Genomic DNA, 18,605 nt, shown 5'->3' on the forward strand with positions numbered 1-18,605 from the left:
TCCTGTGCTCCTCGGTGAATCAGGGGACGGCGCGGAGAGCGAGCCGACTAGCAGTCGGCTCTACGGGATAGAGCGGCCTCTTCGCCCCTGATTCCCCTGCGGTGCTCGGCTCGCTACAAGGCGGACCCAACAAGGTTCACCACTGCCCGTGCCAGCCACGATCGCGCACCAACGATCCGCCAACAAAAAACCCGGTCAAGGCCGGGTTTTCTGCATGACCAGACAACGATCAGGAATCAGTCGCCCTGCTGCTTCTGCAGGTGCTCCCAACGCTCCTGGGCGTCGATGGTGCGCTCGGCGGTCAGGCGCGCTTCCAGGCGCTCCAGGCCAATCTCTTCGCCGGTGTCGACGCAGTAACCGTAGTCGCCGGCTTCCAGGCGCTTCAGGGTGCTGTCGATCTTGCCGATCAGCTTGCGGTAGCGGTCGCGGGTACGCAGTTCCAGCGAGTTCTCGGTCTCGCGCGTCGCGCGCTCGGCTTCGTCACCGATGTCACGCACTTCCTCGCGCAGGTTCTCGATGGTCTGCTTGGACTCCTCCACCAGGTCCGCGCGCCAGTTCTGCAGGCGCTGGCGGAAGTATTCCTGCTGCAGCGGGCTCATGTATTCCTCTTCCGAGGACGGCTTGTAGCCAGCCGGGAGGATCGGGCGGCCGGTGGCCTCGTCGGTCTTGTATTCGACCACCTTGTACTTGCTGCGCGGGGCCGGTGCTGCCGAGCGGGCGGCGACGGCCACGGCAACCTTGCCGACAGGGCGCGACACGGTCTTCGGGGCGGAATCGGATTTCACGGCGGATTTGGCAGGCGATTTCGAAACGGGCACGGGATTCTTGGATTGCGGGGCCTTCGCAGCGGCAGGGGCGGCGGCCGGGGCCGGCTTGGAAGCCGGTTGGGCTGCTGCCACTGCCACGGTCTTGGCCGGGACAGGCTTGGCCGGAGCCGCCTTGGCGGCAGGCTTCGGTGCGGACTTCACTACAGGGGCCGGCGTCGGCTTTGCGGCCGGCGCGGCGACATTCTTGGCAACCTTCTTTGCAGCAGCGGGCGTGGCGACCGGCTTGGCCGCTGGCGCCTTCTTCACCGTCGCCTTCGGCGCCGGCTTGGCGGCTGCTTTGCTGGCCACCGGCTTGGCGGCGGCCTTCTTTGCCGGCGCGGCCTTGCTGGTGGCCTTCTTCACCACTGGCGCCTTCTTGCCAGCAGCAGGCTTGGCCTTGGCGGGCGCGGCAGCGGCCTTCTTTGCCACCGGCTTGGTTGCCTTGGCCGGCGCTTTCTTTGCGGTGGCCTTCCTGGCCGCCGGTTGCGAGGACGCTGCCTTGCTGACCGGCTTGCTGGCCGGCTTCTTGGCAACGGGCTTTGCCGCCAACTTCTTCACAACAGGCTTGGCGGTTTTCTTGGCGGCCGTTGCGGCCTTCTTTGCAGTTTTTTTAGCAGCCACGAAACGCTCTTCCTTGGATTTCCCGGGGCCCGGGAAAGCGGGCCTTTATAGCCTACCCGACCCGCAGCAGCAACCTTGGCACCCTGCTCCATTCAGTCCTGGAGCCAAGGCGCCCTGGAGGGCAGTCCGACGAACACGGACCGCCTTGCGCGGTACGGAACCTGGCCAGCACCCGACGGTGCTGGTACCGGTCGCAGGCCATCGGCGACATGCGACCAACGGCCCATCCTGCACAAATGCGGCCTTCATGCCAACTGGCATAAGATGACTGGGTGATCTCGCGCCTGCTCATCGCCCTGCTGCGCTTCTACAAGCGCTTCATCAGCCCCATGCTGGGGCCGCGCTGCCGTTTCGTGCCGAGCTGTTCTGAATACGCGATGGACGCCATCTCGCGGCACGGCCCGCTGCGCGGCAGTTGGCTGGCTGCGCGCCGGCTGGGCCGCTGCCATCCGTTCCATCCCGGCGGCTTCGATCCCGTGCCCGAGTCCCCCAACGCCCCCTCTTGCCGTTGCACAGGAAAACACTGACATGTCCTCCACCCTCATCACCAACGCCCGCATGGTCAACGAAGGCCGCACCTTCGATGGTGACCTGCGCATCGAGAACGGCCGCATCGCGCAGATCGGCAGCGGGCTCGCGCCGCGCGACGGCGAGCAGGTGGTGGACGCGGCCGGGCGCTGGCTGCTGCCCGGCATGATCGATGACCAGGTGCACTTCCGCGAACCGGGCCTGACCCACAAGGGCGACATCGCCAGCGAGTCGGCGGCGGCCGTGGCCGGTGGCCTGACCAGCTTCATGGACATGCCCAACACCAACCCGCCGACGCTGGATTCGACCATCCTGGAAGCCAAGTACGAACTCGCGCGCGGCCGTGCCTGGGCCAACTATGGCTTCTACCACGGCGCCAGCAATGACAACCTGGAGGCGATCCGCGCCCTGGACCCGAAGAAGGCCCCGGGCGTCAAGGTGTTCATGGGCGCGTCCACCGGCAACATGCTGGTCGACAATCCGGAAACGCTGGACGCGATCTTCCGCGAATGCCCGACCCCGATCATCACGCACTGCGAAGACACGCCGATGATCGATGCCAACCTGAAGGCCTTCCAGGAGAAGTACGGCGACGCGCTCACCCCGGACATGCACCCGGACATCCGCTCGCGCGAGGCCTGTATCAAGTCGACCCGGCTGGCGATGTCGCTGGCACGCAAGCACGGCACCCGCCTGCACGTGCTGCACATTTCCACCGCCGACGAGCTGGCGCTGTTCGAGAAGGGCCCGCTGATCCGTGCCGACGGCAGCCGCAAGCAGATCACCGCCGAAACCTGCGTGCACTTCCTGCATTTCGCGCGCCCGGACTATGCGACCAAGGGCAACCTGATCAAGTGCAACCCGGCGATCAAGGAAGTGTCCGACCGCGAGGCGATCACCGCTGCGCTGGCCGACGACGTGCTGGACGTGCTGGCCACCGACCATGCGCCGCACACCTGGGAAGAGAAGCAGAAGCCCTACGCGCAGGCGCCCTCCGGCCTGCCGCTGGTGCAATATGCGCTGGTGGCCGCGCTGGAGCGCGTGCACGAAGGCAAGCTGACCCGCGAGCAGGTGGTGCAGAAGTTCGCGCATGCCCCGGCGCAGCTGTTCGATGTGGAGGAGCGCGGTTTCCTGCGCGAGGGCTACTTCGCCGACCTGGTGCTGGTCGAGGACGTGCCGTTCACGGTCAAGCGCGAGGACGTGCTGTCCAAGTGCGGCTGGTCGCCGTTTGAAGGCACCACCTTCCGTTCGCGCATCGCCTCCACCTGGGTCAACGGCCAGCTGGTGTGGGACGGCAACAAACTGGTGGGCGAACCGGCCGGCCAGCGCATGACCTACGACCGCTGATGCGTTCGGCACTTCTGATCGGGGCGCTGCTGGCCACGCCCCTGTTTTCCGTACCCACGCTGCACGCGCAGGATGGCATCGGCCGCCTGATCGACAGCCGCGTGGTGTTCCCGGCCAGTGCGTCGCAGGGCGCGCTGGTGATCGGCAAGGTTCCCGCCGGCAGCCGCGTGCAGTACGCCGGCCGACAGCTGCGGGTGAGCGGTTATGGCAGCGTGGTGTTCGGCATCGGCCGCGACGAGAAGGGTCCGCTGCGCGTGCAGGTGCAACGGCCCGACGGTGGCAGCGAGACCGCGACCATCGCGGTGACGCCGCGCGACTGGCCGACCGAGCGGGTCAACGGCGTACCACCGAAGACGGTCAATCCGCCGCCGGCGATCGCCGAGCGGATCAAGCGCGAACAGGCGCAGGTGACCGCCGCACGTTCGCGCGACGACGACCGCACCGACTTCACCCAGACCTTCATCTGGCCGGTACAGGGCCGCATCAGCGGCCGCTTCGGCAATGCGCGGGTGTACAACGGCCAGCCCGGCGCCGGTCACTCCGGCATGGACATCGCGGTGCCGACCGGCACCCCGGTGAAGGCGCCGGCTGCCGGCATCGTCACCTTCGCCGGCCCGGACCTGTACCTGACCGGTGGCACGCTGCTGCTTGATCACGGCTTCGGGGTCAGTTCCAACTTCCTGCACCTGTCGCGCATCGACGTGAAGGTCGGCGACCGCGTGGAACAGGGCCAGGTGATCGCCGCGGTCGGCGCCACCGGACGCGCCACCGGGCCGCACCTGCACTGGGGCATGAACTGGTTCGATACCCGTATCGACCCGTTGCTGGTGCTGGAACGCAAATAGCGGTACTGCCGGCCGCTGGCCGGCAACCTCATCCTCTTCGGCGCCCTGCTGGATGCCGGCCAGCGGCCGGCATTACCCGTTACGTTGGATCAACCGCGCGCCGCCCACCACACGCGCAGCAGGGTGCGCACCGGGGTGGCTTCGATCGGCTTGCCCGCGGCCTGCGCCGCCAGGCGCGCACGCGCCAGGCTGGACCACACGCGGCGCGCGCGCGGGCCGGGCACGCGGGTGCCCCACCCCTTCAACAGGTGCTGCGCCCAGCGCTGCGCGGCCGTACTGGAATCTTCATCCAGCAGGCTGCGCGGCACACCGGCCACGCCGGCATCCTGCAGGCGCTGGGCCAGGGTCTGCAGCTGCACCGCACGACCGGCACCGGTGCGCGGCTTGTCCGCGAACAGCGCCACTTCCACCGCAGCCACGGCGTCAGCGTAATGGGCCAGCGCGCGCTCGGCACCGGCCACGTCCAACGCAACGGTGCGCGCCTCGACCAGGTCCGGCAGCGCCTCGGCCAGCTGCGCCCACGGCGCACGCACCGGCTCCAGCAGGCGGCCCAGCGGGTGGCGCGAACGGTGTGCCGCCCAGCTGCGCAGTTCCTCGCCCCACCACGCCAGCTTGGCGTCGGCCGGCAGCGGATCGCCGCTGGTGTTGAGCATGTCGTCGAACTCCTGCAGCAGCGCAAACCACGCCACTGCCAGCTCGCGTTGTGATTCGGCCACGAACCGGGCGGCCACCGACCATTCCGGCCAGCGGCTGCGCCACTTGTCGAGGAAACTGTCCAGCGCGGTACTGCTCACTACGGGGTTCCTTACGGATGGGCCGGGGCTGCCGGCCGGGTCGGCCAGAGACTGGCCAGTTGCAGAAGTTCGGCGTTCTCGACCAGCACGTCGGCCTGCCAGGCCAGCGGGTCGTCACTGTGCAGGCGGTAGCCCCACAGCGCCGCCACCGACGGCATCGCGGCCGCGCGTGCGGCGATGATGTCACGCTCGTCGTCCCCCACGTAGACGCAGTCCTCGGCGGCAACGGCAATCGCCTGCGCGGCGTGCAGCAGCGGCAGCGGATGCGGCTTGCGCTCGGACAGGCTGTCACCGCCCACCAGCACGGCGCAACGCTGCTGCCAGCCGTGCTGCGGCAGGATCAGGCGTGCCAGGTACTCGGGCTTGTTGGTGACGATGCCCCACACCGTGCCGGCGTCATCCAGCGCGGCGAGCATGCCGGCCACGCCATCGAACAGCACCGCGTGCTGGCCGATCAGCGCTTCGTAGCGCTGCAGGAATTCGGGGATCAGCGCATCGCGCTCGGCGGCATCCAGGTCCGGGAAGGCGGCCCCGACCATCGCACGCGAGCCCTTGGAGACCACCGGGCGCAGCACCGCCGGATCGACCGGTGCACGGCCGCGTTCGGCCAGCATCGCGTTGCAGGTGGCGACGAAATCCGGTGCGCTGTCCAGCAGGGTGCCGTCCAGGTCGAACAGCACCGCGCGCGGAAAGCCGGCGGCGGTCATGCCGGCTTGACCGCGTAGGCCAGGTAGTTGATGTCGGTGCGGCTGCTCAGGCGGGCATGGTTGCGCCACGGCTCGTAGGCCATGCCGCTGACGTCCACCAGCTGCAGGTCGGCTTCGCGCAGCCAGCGCGCCAGCTCGGCCGGCTTGATGAATTCCTGGTAGTGGTGGGTGCCCTTGGGCAGCAGCCGGGCCACGTACTCGGCGCCGACGATCGCCACCGCGAACGCGGCGGCGGTGCGGTTGATGGTCGACAGGAACAGATGCCCGCCCGGCTTCAGCAGGCGCTTGCAGGCCTCGATGATCGCGCCGGGATCGGGCACGTGCTCGAGCATTTCCATGCAGGTCACCACGTCGAAGCTGGCGGGCTGCTCGGCGGCCAGATCCTCGGCCGCCTGCACGCGGTAATCGACCTGGGCGCCGCTTTCCAGCGCATGCAGTCGCGCGACCTTGACCAGTTCCGGGGCCAGGTCGATGGCCGTGACGTCGGCACCGGCCTGGGCCAGCGCTTCACTCAGCAGGCCACCACCGCAGCCGATGTCGAGCACGCGCGCGCCACGCAGCGGCACGCGGTCGGCCACGTACTGCAGGCGCACCGGGTTCAACGCATGCAGCGGCTTCTGCGGGCCGTCAGCATCCCACCAGCGGTTGGCCAGTGCGGCGAACTTGTCCAGCTCGGCCTGATCGAAATTGGAGGAAGCGTGGGGGGCAGTCATGGGATGTCCTTGCGGCGCCAGGGATCAGGCGCGGATGTGGCGGATGCGCTCGCGCCACTGGCGCGCGTTGGCGATGATGCCCGGCAGGTCCATGCCGACCAGTTCGCGCTGCACCAGCTTCGGCTTGCCGGCGATCCAGACGTCGCTGACCTGCTGGCGGCCCGTGGCGTACACCAGCTGCGACAGCACGTTGTGCAGCGGCTGGGTTTCCAGCGCAGACAGGTCGACGCAGACCATGTCGGCCTGCTTGCCGACTTCGATCGAACCGATGCGATCACCGAAGCCCAGCGCACGGGCACCGCCCAGCGTGGACGCGCGCAGCGTGGTCGCCGCGTCCAGAGCGGTGGCGTCGTCGGCCACGGCCTTGGCCAGGATCGCCGCAGTACGGTTCTCGCTGAACATGTCCAGGTCGTTGTTGCTGGCGCAGCCATCGGTGCCGATCGCCAGGTTCACGCCGGCGCGCTGCAGGGCACAGGCCGGGCAGAAACCGGACGCCAGCTTCAGGTTCGATTCCGGGCAATGCACCACGCTGACGCCACGCTCGGCACACAGGTGGATTTCCGCTTCGGTCAGCTGGGTCATGTGCACCGCGATCAGGCGGTCGTTGACCAGGCCGAGCCGATCCAGCCGCGCCAGCGGGCGCTGGCCGTGCAGCTTGATCGAATCGTTGATTTCCTGCGCGGTCTCGTGGGTGTGCAGGTGCACCTGCATGTCAAGCTGGTCGGACAGCATCCGCACCCGCTCGAAGTTGGCATCGTTGACCGTGTACGGCGCATGCGGCGCGAACGCGGTGCCGATCAGCGGATCGGTGCGCCACTGGTCGTGCAGTTCGCCGGCCTTGGCGAAGTACTCGTCGTCGGTCTTGGCCCAGGCGGTGGGGAAGTCGATGATGACCGCACCGACCAGCGCGCGGAACCCGTGCTTCTTGTAGACCGCGGCCTGCACGTCGCCGAAGAAGTAGTTCTCGTTGGCGCAGGTGGTGCCACCGCGCAGCATCTCGGCGATGGCCAGCGTGGTGCCGTCGGCGACGAACTCAGGACCGATCACGGCCGCTTCCACCGGCCAGATGTGCTGCTGCAGCCAGGTCATCAGCGGCAGGTCGTCGGCGACGCCGCGCAGCAGGGTCATCGGGTTGTGCGTGTGCGCGTTGACCAGGCCCGGCATCAGCGCGGCCTCGGGGCGGCTGACCACCTGCGCAGCGCGGAAGCGTGCGCGTGCTTCCGCACGCGGCAGGATGGCGACGATCTCGCTGCCACGCACGGCAACGGCGTGGTCTTCCAGCACCACCGCATGCGGCTCGATCGGAACGACATAACCGGCTTCGATGAGCAGGTCGCAGGCTTTGGGGAGGTGCGGGCTATCGCTCATGCGGGCTCACTGGCTGGGGGGCGGCGAGGTACTTCTGGGGACACGCCCCTGAGTCAGGGGCTGCCGCGAAGCGGCGGGGTCTGGAGACTCGTGAAGCGGGGCCCATGATCTGCCGAAGCAGATCACGGGAGCGCCAGCGCGAATGCGATGGCGCGTACCCGGCCAGCGGCCGGCACTACCGTAAGGTCGGCCTATGGCCGGAACCTTACTTGACGCGTGCGGAGTATTCGCCCGAACGGGTATCGACGCGGATCACTTCGTCCTGGTTGACGAACAGCGGCACGCGCACCACGGCGCCGGTTTCCAGGGTCGCCGGCTTGCCGCCGCCGCCCGAGGTGTCGCCACGGACGCCCGGATCGGTTTCGGTGATCTTCAGCTCGACGAAGTTCGGCGGCTGCACGAAGATCGGCTCGCCATTCCACAGGGTGACCACGCAGGACTCTTCGCCCTTCAGCCACTTCTCGGCGCCGCCCATGCCGGCCTTGGTGGCCTGGACCTGCTCGAAGGATTCCGGGTCCATGAAGTGCCAGTATTCGCCGTCGCTGTACATGAAGTTCATGTCGGTATCGACGACGTCGGCTGCATCCAGCGAGTCGGTCGACTTCATGGTGACTTCCTGGGTACGGCCGTCCTTGATCAGGCGGTACTTCACGCGGGTGAAGGCCTGGCCCTTGCCCGGCTTGACGTATTCGGTGTCGATGATGACGGCCGGTTGGTTGTTGACCAGGATCTTCATCCCGTTCTTGACGTCGTTCATGCCGTAGCTGGCCATGCGTAAACTCCTGTGTGGCAAAAACGCCGCGGGTGCGGCGAGCCGTTAGAATGGAAAGCCCACCGGATGCCGGTGGGCGACTGTTTTTCTGCCCCCATGATAACCGCAGGCCCCCTCTCCATGCAGCTTTCCGCCTTCCCCCGGCCCCAGTCGCCCGGTGCGCCCGCGCGCTGGCAGCAGCTCTGGCGCCAGGCGCTGCGCGACCCGCACGCCCTGCTGGCCCGGCTGCAGCTGGACCCGGCGGCACTGGGCGTCTCCGAAGCGGCCATGGCCCAGTTCGCGCTGCGCGTTCCGGAAGGCTTCGTGGCCCGCATGCGCCCCGGCGACGCGGCCGATCCGCTGCTGCGCCAGGTGCTGCCGATCGATGAGGAAATGCGTCCCGCGCCCGGATTCAGCTTCGATGCGGTGGGCGATGGTGCAGCCAGGAAGGCCACCGGCGTCATCCAGAAGTACCGCGGCCGTGCCCTGCTGGTCGCCACCGGCAGCTGCGCGATCAACTGCCGCTACTGCTTCCGCCGCCACTTCGACTATGCCGCGGAGAACGCCGCCAAGGGCGGCTGGCAGGAAGCGGTGGCCGCCATCGCAGGCGATCCGGACATCGACGAGGTGATCCTGTCTGGCGGCGACCCGCTGTCGCTGGCCACGCACAAGCTGGTCGAGCTGACCGACGCCCTGCGCGCCATCCCGCATATCCGTCGCCTGCGCATCCACACCCGGCTGCCGATCGTGCTGCCGGAACGCGTGGACGATGAACTGGTCTCCTGGCTGGGCAGCCTGCCGTGGCCGCTGGCGATCGTGGTGCATGCCAACCACGCCAATGAGTTCGATGCCAGCGTGGACGCGGCGATGGCCCGCCTGCGCGGCCTGGGTGCCCAGCTGCTGAACCAGGCGGTGTTGCTGCGCGGGGTCAATGACAGCGTGCAGGCCCTGCAGGACCTGAGCGAGCGCAGCTTCGCCGCCGGCGTGCTGCCGTACTACCTGCACCAGCTGGACCGGGTCGAAGGCGTGGCCCACTTCGAAGTGGACGATGCCCGGGCCAAGGCGCTGATTGCCGGCCTGACCGCACGCCTGTCCGGTTACCTGATTCCCAAGCTGGTGCGCGAACTGCCCGGCGATCCGAGCAAGCGCCCGGTGTAATTCCGCAGGGGGTCAGATCCCTTTTCCTGCGGAAAAGGGTTCTGACCCCGACACAACAACCGTCGGTCAGAGGCCCGATTCGATCATCCGCACCACTTCGGTGGCGGTCACCGGGTGGCTGAGCCAGTAGCCCTGGCCGAGGTCGCAACCGCGCTGCGCCAGCAGTTCGTACTGCGCCTGCTGCTCGATGCCCTCGGCCACCACGGTGATGCCCAGCGCGTGGGCCATGGCGATGATGGCCGTGGTCAGGGCCAGGTCGTCGGGATCGCGCTGCATGTCGGCCACGAAACTCTTGTCGATCTTCACGCCGTCAACGGGAACCTTGCGCAGGTGACTGAGCCCGGAGAAGCCGGTGCCGAAATCGTCCAGCCAGACCTTCACGCCGGTGCGGTGCAGCTTGTCCAGCAGCTGCGCGGCGACCATCTCGTCACCGATCACCGCGGTTTCGGTCAGCTCCAGATGCAGGCGCGACGCCGGCAGCCCGGACTCATGCAGGCATTGCGCGACCAGTGCCGGCAGTTCACCGCCGCGCAGCTGGCGTGGCGACACGTTCACCGAGACGAACAGGTCGTCGCCGGCCGCGCCACGCGGCCACTGCGCGGCCTCCATGCACGCCGCGCGCAGCACCTTCGGGCCGATGATCTCGATCAAGCCGCTCTGCTCGGCCACTTCGATGAACACCGACGGCGGAATCGTGCCCAGGGTCGGATGCTGCCAGCGCAGCAGCACCTCCACACCGACCATCCGCCGGTCGCGCATGCGGAAGATCGGCTGGTAGGCCAGGCGCAGCTCGCCGCGCTCCCAGGCCCCGCGCAGCTCCTGCTCCATGTGCACGCGGCGCTCGACCGCATGGTCCATCGCCCGGCTGTAGTAGCGATAGCAGTTCTTGCCGGCCATCTTCGCCTGGTACATGGCGATGTCGCCGTTCTTCAGCAGCGTGGTGGCATCGGCCGCGTCGTCCGGGAACAGGGTCACGCCGATCGAGGTCCCCAGGAACAGCTCCCTGCCCTGCACCACCAGCGGTTTGCCCAGCTCGCGCACCAGCACCTCGGCCAGCAGGCGCGCGTTCGCGGCCACGTCGCCCTCGCCGACCAGGATCACGAACTCGTCGCCGCCGAAGCGGGCCAGCAGTGCCTCGTCGCCACCGGCTTCGGTCACCGCGCGACCGATGCGCTGCGCGAACTGCAGCAGGGCTTCGTCACCGGCCTCATGGCCGAGGGTGTCATTGACGCGCTTGAAATCATCGATATCGGCAAACAGCAGGCCCAGCCGATGATTGGACGCGCGCGCCGCCATCAGGCGATGGTCCAGCGCCTCGCGGAAGGCCAACCGGTTGGTCAGCCCGGTCAGCGCGTCGGTATAGGCCATGCGCCGCACCTCGCGGTCATGCCGGGCGATGGCGTCGCGCATGCGGGCAAAACCACGCACCAGCTCGCCGACCTCGTCATTGCGGGTGTTCTCGGCCAGCGGCGCCTGGTAGTCGCCCGCCTCGATGCGGCGCGCCGCCGCGGCCAGGTCCCGGATCGGCGCGACCAGGGTGCGCTGCACGTACACGATCACCGCCACCCCGATCACCACCAGCAGGCCCAGCATCAGCAGCAGCCAGCCCAGGTGGCGGCTGCCGACCTGCTGCAGGCGCTCGCCGAGGGTGGCATTGGCCGCCTGCTCGCGCTGCTGCACCTCGTCCAGCGCCATGCCGACCCGCACGCCACCGATGCGCTGGTTGCCGACCATGATCGGCATGGTGTTGTCCAGCACCTTGGGCGACTCCTGCACCACCAGCGCCTGCGCCCCTGCGGCCTTCGGGGCCAGCGGGTCGGTCATCGGCTGGCCGAAGCCGGAGACTTCGATCGAGCCGTCATGCACCAGCCGCCCACGCTCGTCAAACACCAGCACATAGCGCACGACCGGCTGCCGTGCCGTGCCGCGCACCAGCGCACCGACCTGGTCCAGGTCGCGGTAGTACAGCGGATTGGCCAGCGCATCGGACAGCTCGCGCGCCATTGCCTCGCCACGGCTGCGCACGCTGCGGTCGAACAGTTCATGGATGACGCCGCCGCTGAGGTTGCGCACCTCGCCCTGCATCGCCGCCTGCCGCCCCAGCAGCACCGCCAGGATCGCCACCACCACGACCATCGCCCCGCCCATCGCGAGCAGGAACCGGGCCTGCATTCCCGAGCCGAGCCACTTCATTCCACTTCCATCCGCACGCGCGTCAATCCTTGTTTCAATTCATCCAGCCGCTGCTGCGCATGCGCATCGACGCGGTGGAAACCCGAAGTGCCGAAAAACCGATGCAACGCCCCCTGCGCCTGCGGGTCGCTGGCCGCCTGCAGCAGGACATCCCGCAGCCGCTCACGCACCGCCGGATCGAGGTCGGCGCGGACCATCTCCACCGCCCGCGGGTAGGGTTCGGTGCGCAGCAGCTCGCGGAAGTCGCGCCGGAATGCCGCTGGCACCCGTCGCTCGTCGTTCCAGTCCACGCTGCTCACCGCCCCTGCCTCGACCATGCCCTTGTGCACGAACGTGGCGATGTTCAACTCGCTCCGCGCGAACACGTACCCCACACTGTCCCGTCCCGGCACGTCCCACACGCCGGCCAGGATCTGCGGCGCCAGCCCCTGCTGCAGCAGCGTCATCACCGGCACCAGGTAGGCGCTGGTCGACGCGGTGTTCTGCAACGCCAGGCGATGCCCGCGCAGCCCCTGGAGCTGCTGGATCGGACTGTCGCGGCGCACGAAGAACACCGTCTGGTACTGGCGCACGCCATTGCGCTCGGTCAGCAGCAGCGGCCGTGCGCCACTGCGCTGGCCCAGCGCCACTGCCGTGCCCGACGTTTCCGTGACCCAGTCGACCCTGCCCCGCCGCAGATAGCTGGCCATCTGCTGTGGATCGCGTGCCATCAGGATCCGCCCTTCGGTGATGCCGACGTCATGCATGCGTGCCACCACATAGTCCAGCAAGGGCTGCAGCTGCTCGTAATGCGCCTGCGGATCATCACTGATCCGGCCCAGCACCAGCACCGGATCCGGTGCTGCATGCACCGTCCCGGCCAGCAGGATCATCACCAGGCTCAGCAGTCCCCTCTGCACTGCCCTTCGCAGACCCGACACAGGCTTCATCCCCCCTGGGTATCCGGACAGACTACCCGAAAAAATGAGAACGTCGTCAGCTGTCCTTGTTGCCCGCCTGCGCCAGTCGCGCCATGCGCTGGGTGTCGGCGAGGATGCCGCGCAACAGGCGCACTTCCTGCTCGCTCGGCTCGCTGCGCAGGAACAGCCGGCGCAGCTTGCGCATCGCCGATTCCGGGGCCCGGCCCTTGTGGAAATCGATCTCGTCCAGTGTGTCGCCAAGCTGGGCGAAGAAACTCTCCATCTGCTCGTGGCTGGCCGCCTGTTCGCGGAAGCCCGGTTCGGCCCCGGCCACCGGCTGCGCGCCCAGCAGCTGCATGCGCGTTTCGTAGGCCAGCACCTGCACCGCGGCCGCCAGATTGAGCGAGCTGAACGCCGGGTCGGAGGGGATATGCACCGCCGCGTGGCAGAGCTGCAGCTCTTCGTTGGTCAGCCCGGTGCGCTCGCGGCCGAACACCAGCGCCACCTCGGCCCCCTCGCCTGCCTTGGCCACCGCCCGGGCGGCGGCATCGGCCGGCAGGTACTCCTCCAGCTGCACGCGGCGGGCACGGGCGGTACAGCCCAGCACCAGGCGGCAATCGGCCACGGCCTCGGCCAGGGTGGCCACCACCGTGGCGTCGCCGAGCACGTCCTCGGCACCGGCCGAGCGGCGGAAGGCCTCCTCGTCCAGCGGTTTTTCGGGGGCAACCAGGACCAGGCGGGCCAGGCCCATGGTCTTCAGCGCACGGGCGGCGGCGCCCATGTTGCCGGGGTGCTGGGTACCGACCAGGACGAATCGGAGGCGGGTGGCGGCGGGAAACTGGGACATGAACAGGGAAAAGGTCGAGCTGGACGATGACCAATGGTAAACTGTGCGGCCGGCCACTGCGCCGGACCCGCTCTTTTCCCCCGCCAGTCCATCTCTTCTGCCTTTCCGGGAGCCCACGCCATGCAGAAACCCGCCGTCACCGTCATGGTCAAGGCCGCCCGCCTCGCCGGCAACGTCCTGTTGCGCAACATCAACAAGCTCGAGGCACTGAACGTGGTGCAGAAGGGCCGGATGGACTACGCCAGCGAAGTGGATGCGGACGCGGAAAAGGTGATCGTCAAGGAACTCAAGCGCGCCTACCCGGACTACGGCATCTTCGGTGAGGAAGGTGGCGTGCAGGGCGAGCGCCGCCAGATGTGGGTCATCGACCCGCTGGACGGCACCAGCAACTACCTGCGCGGCGTGCCGCACTACTGCGTGTCGATCGCGCTGGTCGAGAACGGCGAGCCGACCGACGCGGTCATCTTCGACCCGCTGCGCAATGAACTGTTCACTGCCAGCCGCGGCGCCGGTGCCGTGCTCAACGACCGCCGCATCCGCGTGGCCGAGCGCAAGGACCTGGAAGGCACCATGATCCACACCGGCTTCGCCCCGCGCGAGCGCAGCCGCGCCAGTGCCCAGCTGAAGGCGGTCGACGCCCTGCTGGTGCACGGCGAGGACATCCGCCGCACCGGCTCGGCGGCGCTGGACCTGGCCTACGTGGCCTGCGGCCGCGCCGACGCCTACTTCGAAGCCGGCGTGAAGGCCTGGGACATCGCTGCCGGCCTGCTGCTGGTCCGCGAGGCGGGCGGCAAGGTCTGCGACTTCAAGGGCGCGACGCTGGGCCGCATGGACAACCGTGGTCCGGAGACCCACCAGATCGTGGCCGGCAACCTGAAGGTGGCCGAGTCGCTGCAGAAGGTGCTGGTGAACACTGGCTACGCGGCGGAGTTCGACGCGAAGTTCTGAGATTCCGTGTAAAGCGGTTCATGGAGACGGCACCTGCGAGGGTGCCGTTTTCGTTTGCGCGGACGGAGAGTCATTTCCGCGACTGCGGAGGGGTGTCACTTTCTTTGCGCGCAAAGAAAGTAACCAAAGAAACGCTCCGCCAGCCGCGAGCCGTCGCTACGCGACGGTTCCCTGTGCTTCTCGGAGAATCAGGGGACGGCGCCGAACTCGCTGCGCTCAAACACCGGCGCCTCTTCGCCCCTGATTCCCCTGCGATGCTCGGCTCGCTCAAGGCGGACTGGAAGGTCAAGATCAACAGCAAGAGCATCCACGCATGGCGCGGATCTACTGGGGGCAGCTTTTGCCTTTGACGTTGGGTCCGCCTTGAGCGAGCCGAGCACCGCAGGTCCGGCGAGGGCGAAGAGGTGCGGGTGTCTGAGCGCAGCGAGTTCCCGCACCGTCCCTCGACGGACCGAGGAGCGCAGGGTACCGGCGTGCGCAGCACGTCGGCTCGCGCCCCGGCGGCGTGTTTCTTTGGTTACTTTCTTTGCACGAGCAAAGAAAGTGACACCCCTCCGCGGTCGCGGAAACGACTCTTGCCGGGTCGTACCCGGCGCCACCCATGCGTCGGCGCGCAAACAAGAACGCCCGGCACGGAGCCGGGCGTCTCTCACTCCTCTGCAAGCCGAGGCTTACGCCACCGTCGACGCCCGCAGCGCGGCAATGCGCTCTTCCAGCGGCGGATGGCTCATGAACAGCTTCTTGGCCGTCGAACCGGAAATGCCGAAGGCGGCGATCTGGGTCGGCAGCGTGCTCTGGCCGTGGTTGAGCTGCAGGCGCTCCAGCGCGGCGATCATCTTCTGGCGGCCGGCCAGCGAGGCACCGCCAGCATCGGCGCGGAACTCGCGGTGGCGCGAGAACCACATCGAGATCATGGTGGCGAACAGGCCGAACACCATCTCCAGCACGAACACGATGATGTAGTAGGCGAAGCCACGGCCGCCGCCTTCGCGGTTGCCCGACAGCGCGCTGTCGATGATGCCGCCGACCACGCGGGCCAGCACGATCACAAAGGTGTTCAACACGCCCTGCAGCAGCGCCATGGTGATCATGTCGCCGTTGGCGACGTGGGCGATCTCGTGGCCCAGCACCGCTTCGGCCTCGTCCTCGCTCATGTTGTGCAGCAGGCCGGTGGACACCGCCACCAGCGCGTTGTTGCGGTTGGCACCGGTGGCGAAGGCGTTGATCTCCGGGCCGTCATAGACCGCCACTTCCGGCATGCCGATGCCGGCCGCCTTGGCCTGGCGCTCGACGGTGGCCAGCAGCCAGCGTTCGGTCGGGTTGCGCGGTTCGGTGATCACCACCGCACCGGTGGAGCGCTTGGCCATCCACTTGGACAGGAGCAGCGAGATGAAGGAGCCACCGAAGCCGAAGATCGCGGCCATCACCAACAGGCCGCTCATCTGGCTTGGATTGACCCCGAGCAACGACATCACGATGCTGGCGAGAATCAGGACCGCGAAGTTGGTCGCCAGGAACAGGGCAATGCGGGTAAACATGGGAAAATCCGGCTCGGAAGGGGTCGATACCGGTCAATTTGCGGCGTGGTCAGCTTGAATTCAAGCGCCAACCTGACCGACGATTCAGCCAGCATGACCTCCCCCATTCCCTGCGGTCGTTTCGCGCCCTCGCCGACCGGCCTGCTCCACCCCGGATCCCTGCTCGCCGCCTTCGGCAGCTGGCTGCTCGCGCGCCATCATGGCGGCCTGTGGCGGCTGCGCATCGAAGACGTCGATCCGCCGCGCACCGTGCCCGGGGCCGCCGCGTCACAACTGCAGGCGCTCGCCGCGTTCGGCCTCGCCCACGACGGCCCGGTCCTGTGGCAGAGCGCGCGTGGCGAGGCCTACCAGGCTGCGCTGGACATACTGCTGGCCAGCGATCTGGCCTTCATCTGCCACTGCAGCCGCAGCGAGCTGGCCGCCAACGGCGGCATCCATCACCGCTGCATTGCGCGGCAACCGCGACCGGACCCTGCCGTCCGCTTCCGCGTGCCCCCGGGCAGCGTCGTGCACTTCGATGATGGCCTGCGTGGCCCGCAGCGACAGGACGTGCATGCCGAAGTCGGCGATTTCGTGCTGCGCCGCGCCGACGGTTGCTGGGCCTACCAGTTGGCCGTGGTGGTCGATGACGCCGCGCAGGGCGTGAACGAAGTGGTGCGCGGCGCCGACCTGCTCGACTCCACCGCGCGGCAGATCCTGTTGCAGCAGGCATTGGGGCTGGCGGTGCCGCGCTACTGGCACCTGCCGCTGCTGCTCGATGCCACCGGCCACAAACTGTCCAAGTCGCTGGCATCGCTGCCGGTGGACAGCACACAGCCGGTGCCGGTACTGCGCGCGCTCTGGCAGCTGCTGGGACAGGCACCGGACGCCCTGCAGCATGCGCACGACCTGGACACGCTGCTGGCCACGGCCCGACGGCGTTTCGACCCGGCGCGGCTGCCGCGCACCGACATCCTGATGGGAACGGGCCTGCCGCCGGCCGGCGCACTTTCCGCGCCGATGTTGCAGAATCCCCCTTCCCCCACCTGATACCCGGACAGCACTCCATGACATCTCGCGTCGCACTGGTCACCGGCGGAACCGGCGGCATCGGTACCGCCATCTGCCAACGCCTGGCCGACCAGGGCCACCGGGTCGCCACCAACTACCGCGACGAGGCCAAGGCCCGCGCCTGGCAGCAGGCAATGACCGAGCGCGGCTACCACGTGGCGATCTTCCCGGGCGATGTCTCCGATCCGGACAGTGCCGAAGCGCTGGTGCGCGCGGTCGAGGCCGAGCTGGGCCCGGTCGAGATCCTGGTCAACAACGCCGGCATCACCCGCGATACCACGTTCCACCGCATGCGCGCGGATCAGTGGCACGATGTGATCAACACCAACCTCAACTCGGTGTTCAACGTCACCCGTCCGGTCATCGAGGGCATGCGCCGCCGCGGCTGGGGCCGGGTCATCCAGATCAGCTCGATCAACGGCCTGAAAGGCCAGTACGGCCAGGCCAACTACGCGGCGGCCAAGGCCGGCATGCACGGCTTCACCATCTCGCTTGCCCGCGAGAACGCCGGCTTCGGCATCACCGTCAACACCATTTCGCCCGGCTACGTGGCCACCGACATGGTGATGGCGGTTCCGGAGGACGTGCGCGCCAAGATCATCGCCGACATCCCGACCGGGCGCCTCGGCAAGCCCGAGGAAATCGCCTATGGGGTGTCCTTCCTGGTGGCCGACGAAGCCTCGTGGATCACCGGCAGCAACCTGGACATCAACGGCGGCCACCACATGGGCTGGTAAGCCGCGCAGGGGGCCTGGCGGCCACTGCTGCCGGCCCCTGCCACAGGCCATGCTGCGCAGCACGCAAACCCTTGCTGCGCAACATGATCGAGCCTGAAAGCCAAGCCTGGCGGGGGCTGGGGCGGTTGCAACGGCTGCTGCACTGCGCCATGCTGCGCACCTACTGTGACGAGTGACCGCTTCAATGGCTGCGACCCGCATCATCAAGAAGTATCCGAACCGCCGTCTCTACGACACCGAGATCTCCAGCTACATCACCATCGAGGACGTGCGCCAGCTGATCCTGGACGGCGAGGACTTCGAAGTCCGCGACGCCAAGAGCGGCGACGACCTCACCCGTTCGGTCCTGCTGCAGATCATCGCCGACCAGGAGCAGGACGGCGAACCGATGCTGTCCACCCAGCTGCTGAGCCAGCTGATCCGCTTCTATGGCGATTCCCTGCAGGGCTTCATGGGCAACTACCTGGAGCGCAGCATGCAGGTCTTCCTCGACCAGCAGCAGCAGTTCCGCCAGCAGATGGGCAACCTGCTGGGCCAGACCCCGTGGGCGATGATGAACCAGCTGACCGAGCGCAACCTGGAGCTGTGGCAGGAATTCCAGCGCAGCATGGGCAGCGGCTTCGGTGGCCCGCGCCCGGGCGGCACCGGAACCGGCACCGGCAACAAGCCCGGCGAACCGGGCACCGGCACCGGCGGCAAGACCCGCCGCTGAGCTGCAGCACCGGCGGGAACGAAAACGGCGCGCCCCTGGCGCG

At 68.2% G+C, this 18,605-nt stretch carries 18 protein-coding genes; 8 read left to right on the forward strand and 10 right to left on the reverse strand.

From position 1 onward, the window contains the following. Positions 1 to 236: 236 nt before the first annotated feature. Entirely contained in the window at positions 237 to 1,427 is a 1,191-nt protein-coding gene (gene dksA, locus NSQ78_RS14890) for an RNA polymerase-binding protein DksA (protein ID WP_064238901.1), read from the reverse strand. A 329-nt stretch (positions 1,428 to 1,756) separates the two neighbouring features. Here dksA and yidD point away from each other — a divergent pair, with 329 nt between their 5' ends. From yidD to NSQ78_RS14905, 3 genes are read left to right on the forward strand one after another with little or no spacing between them, the layout of a single operon-like run. Then, the gene (gene yidD, locus NSQ78_RS14895) at positions 1,757 to 1,954 is read left to right on the forward strand and encodes a membrane protein insertion efficiency factor YidD (RefSeq protein WP_229302008.1); all 198 of its coding nucleotides are present in this window, start codon (positions 1,757 to 1,759) and stop codon (positions 1,952 to 1,954) included. A gap of 1 nt (position 1,955) precedes the next feature. Beyond that, positions 1,956 to 3,302 (forward strand): dihydroorotase, encoded by a 1,347-nt coding sequence (locus NSQ78_RS14900; protein WP_064238902.1) that lies wholly within the window; start codon positions 1,956 to 1,958, stop codon positions 3,300 to 3,302. Continuing rightward, positions 3,302 to 4,147 carry a M23 family metallopeptidase gene (locus NSQ78_RS14905; RefSeq protein WP_053460910.1) on the forward strand — a complete coding sequence of 282 codons (846 nt, stop codon included), beginning with the start codon at positions 3,302 to 3,304 and terminating at the stop codon, positions 4,145 to 4,147. Before NSQ78_RS14900 ends, NSQ78_RS14905 begins: the two co-directional genes overlap by 1 nt. 89 nt (positions 4,148 to 4,236) lie before the next feature. Here the strand turns inward: NSQ78_RS14905 and NSQ78_RS14910 are convergent, their stop codons facing one another. The 5 genes from NSQ78_RS14910 to efp all read right to left on the reverse strand — a co-directional run bounded on the left by NSQ78_RS14910 (position 4,237) and on the right by efp (position 8,501). Further along, entirely contained in the window at positions 4,237 to 4,941 is a 705-nt protein-coding gene (locus tag NSQ78_RS14910; protein ID WP_064238903.1) for a phytoene synthase, read from the reverse strand. 11 nt (positions 4,942 to 4,952) lie between these two features. Then, on the reverse strand, positions 4,953 to 5,648 hold the full coding sequence (locus NSQ78_RS14915) for a phosphoglycolate phosphatase (protein ID WP_064238904.1): 696 nt from the start codon (positions 5,646 to 5,648) through the stop codon (positions 4,953 to 4,955). Further along, a complete protein-coding gene (gene ubiG, locus NSQ78_RS14920) occupies positions 5,645 to 6,361 on the reverse strand; it encodes a bifunctional 2-polyprenyl-6-hydroxyphenol methylase/3-demethylubiquinol 3-O-methyltransferase UbiG (RefSeq protein ID WP_032956138.1) in 717 nt (238 codons plus the stop codon). The genes NSQ78_RS14915 and ubiG overlap by 4 nt, the downstream gene beginning before the upstream one ends. Positions 6,362 to 6,385: 24 nt before the next feature. Further along, positions 6,386 to 7,729: a TRZ/ATZ family hydrolase gene (locus NSQ78_RS14925; RefSeq protein ID WP_064238905.1), complete on the reverse strand. Its 1,344-nt coding sequence runs from the start codon at positions 7,727 to 7,729 to the stop codon at positions 6,386 to 6,388. Between the two features lie 205 nt (positions 7,730 to 7,934). Then, complete coding sequence (efp, locus tag NSQ78_RS14930) at positions 7,935 to 8,501, reverse strand: elongation factor P (RefSeq protein WP_005410381.1); 567 nt, start codon at positions 8,499 to 8,501, stop codon at positions 7,935 to 7,937. A gap of 120 nt (positions 8,502 to 8,621) precedes the next feature. On the opposite strand from efp, the gene epmB reads away from it, so the two are divergent. Continuing rightward, positions 8,622 to 9,638, forward strand: coding sequence for an EF-P beta-lysylation protein EpmB (gene epmB / locus NSQ78_RS14935; protein ID WP_053460914.1), 1,017 nt, complete (start codon positions 8,622 to 8,624; stop codon positions 9,636 to 9,638). A gap of 66 nt (positions 9,639 to 9,704) precedes the next feature. Here the strand turns inward: epmB and NSQ78_RS14940 are convergent, their stop codons facing one another. From NSQ78_RS14940 to NSQ78_RS14950, 3 genes are read right to left on the reverse strand one after another with little or no spacing between them, the layout of a single operon-like run. Continuing rightward, positions 9,705 to 11,831, reverse strand: a complete 2,127-nt coding sequence (locus NSQ78_RS14940; protein WP_064238906.1) for an EAL domain-containing protein — start codon at positions 11,829 to 11,831, stop codon at positions 9,705 to 9,707. Then, on the reverse strand, positions 11,828 to 12,760 hold the full coding sequence (locus tag NSQ78_RS14945; protein WP_080355555.1) for a phosphate/phosphite/phosphonate ABC transporter substrate-binding protein: 933 nt from the start codon (positions 12,758 to 12,760) through the stop codon (positions 11,828 to 11,830). Before NSQ78_RS14945 ends, NSQ78_RS14940 begins: the two co-directional genes overlap by 4 nt. A gap of 46 nt (positions 12,761 to 12,806) precedes the next feature. Then, positions 12,807 to 13,577 carry an RNA methyltransferase gene (locus NSQ78_RS14950; protein WP_064238907.1) on the reverse strand — a complete coding sequence of 257 codons (771 nt, stop codon included), beginning with the start codon at positions 13,575 to 13,577 and terminating at the stop codon, positions 12,807 to 12,809. 120 nt (positions 13,578 to 13,697) lie between these two features. Between NSQ78_RS14950 and NSQ78_RS14955 the strand changes: the two genes are divergently transcribed. Beyond that, a complete protein-coding gene (locus NSQ78_RS14955; protein ID WP_049468091.1) occupies positions 13,698 to 14,525 on the forward strand; it encodes an inositol monophosphatase family protein in 828 nt (275 codons plus the stop codon). A 671-nt stretch (positions 14,526 to 15,196) separates the two neighbouring features. Here NSQ78_RS14955 and htpX read toward each other — a convergent pair. Then, complete coding sequence (gene htpX, locus NSQ78_RS14960) at positions 15,197 to 16,063, reverse strand: protease HtpX (protein WP_049466767.1); 867 nt, start codon at positions 16,061 to 16,063, stop codon at positions 15,197 to 15,199. A 93-nt stretch (positions 16,064 to 16,156) separates the two neighbouring features. On the opposite strand from htpX, the gene gluQRS reads away from it, so the two are divergent. From gluQRS to phaR, 3 genes are all read left to right on the forward strand, one after another. Further along, on the forward strand, positions 16,157 to 17,092 hold the full coding sequence (gene gluQRS, locus NSQ78_RS14965) for a tRNA glutamyl-Q(34) synthetase GluQRS (RefSeq protein ID WP_064238908.1): 936 nt from the start codon (positions 16,157 to 16,159) through the stop codon (positions 17,090 to 17,092). A gap of 17 nt (positions 17,093 to 17,109) precedes the next feature. Next, positions 17,110 to 17,850, forward strand: a complete 741-nt coding sequence (locus tag NSQ78_RS14970; RefSeq protein WP_049466763.1) for a beta-ketoacyl-ACP reductase — start codon at positions 17,110 to 17,112, stop codon at positions 17,848 to 17,850. A 184-nt stretch (positions 17,851 to 18,034) separates the two neighbouring features. Further along, positions 18,035 to 18,562 (forward strand): polyhydroxyalkanoate synthesis repressor PhaR, encoded by a 528-nt coding sequence (phaR, locus tag NSQ78_RS14975; RefSeq protein ID WP_049466761.1) that lies wholly within the window; start codon positions 18,035 to 18,037, stop codon positions 18,560 to 18,562. Positions 18,563 to 18,605: the final 43 nt, after the last annotated feature.

It is taken from the genome of Stenotrophomonas sp. FSL W7-1447 (assembly GCF_037966425.1).
GTDB lineage: Bacteria > Pseudomonadota > Gammaproteobacteria > Xanthomonadales > Xanthomonadaceae > Stenotrophomonas > Stenotrophomonas pavanii.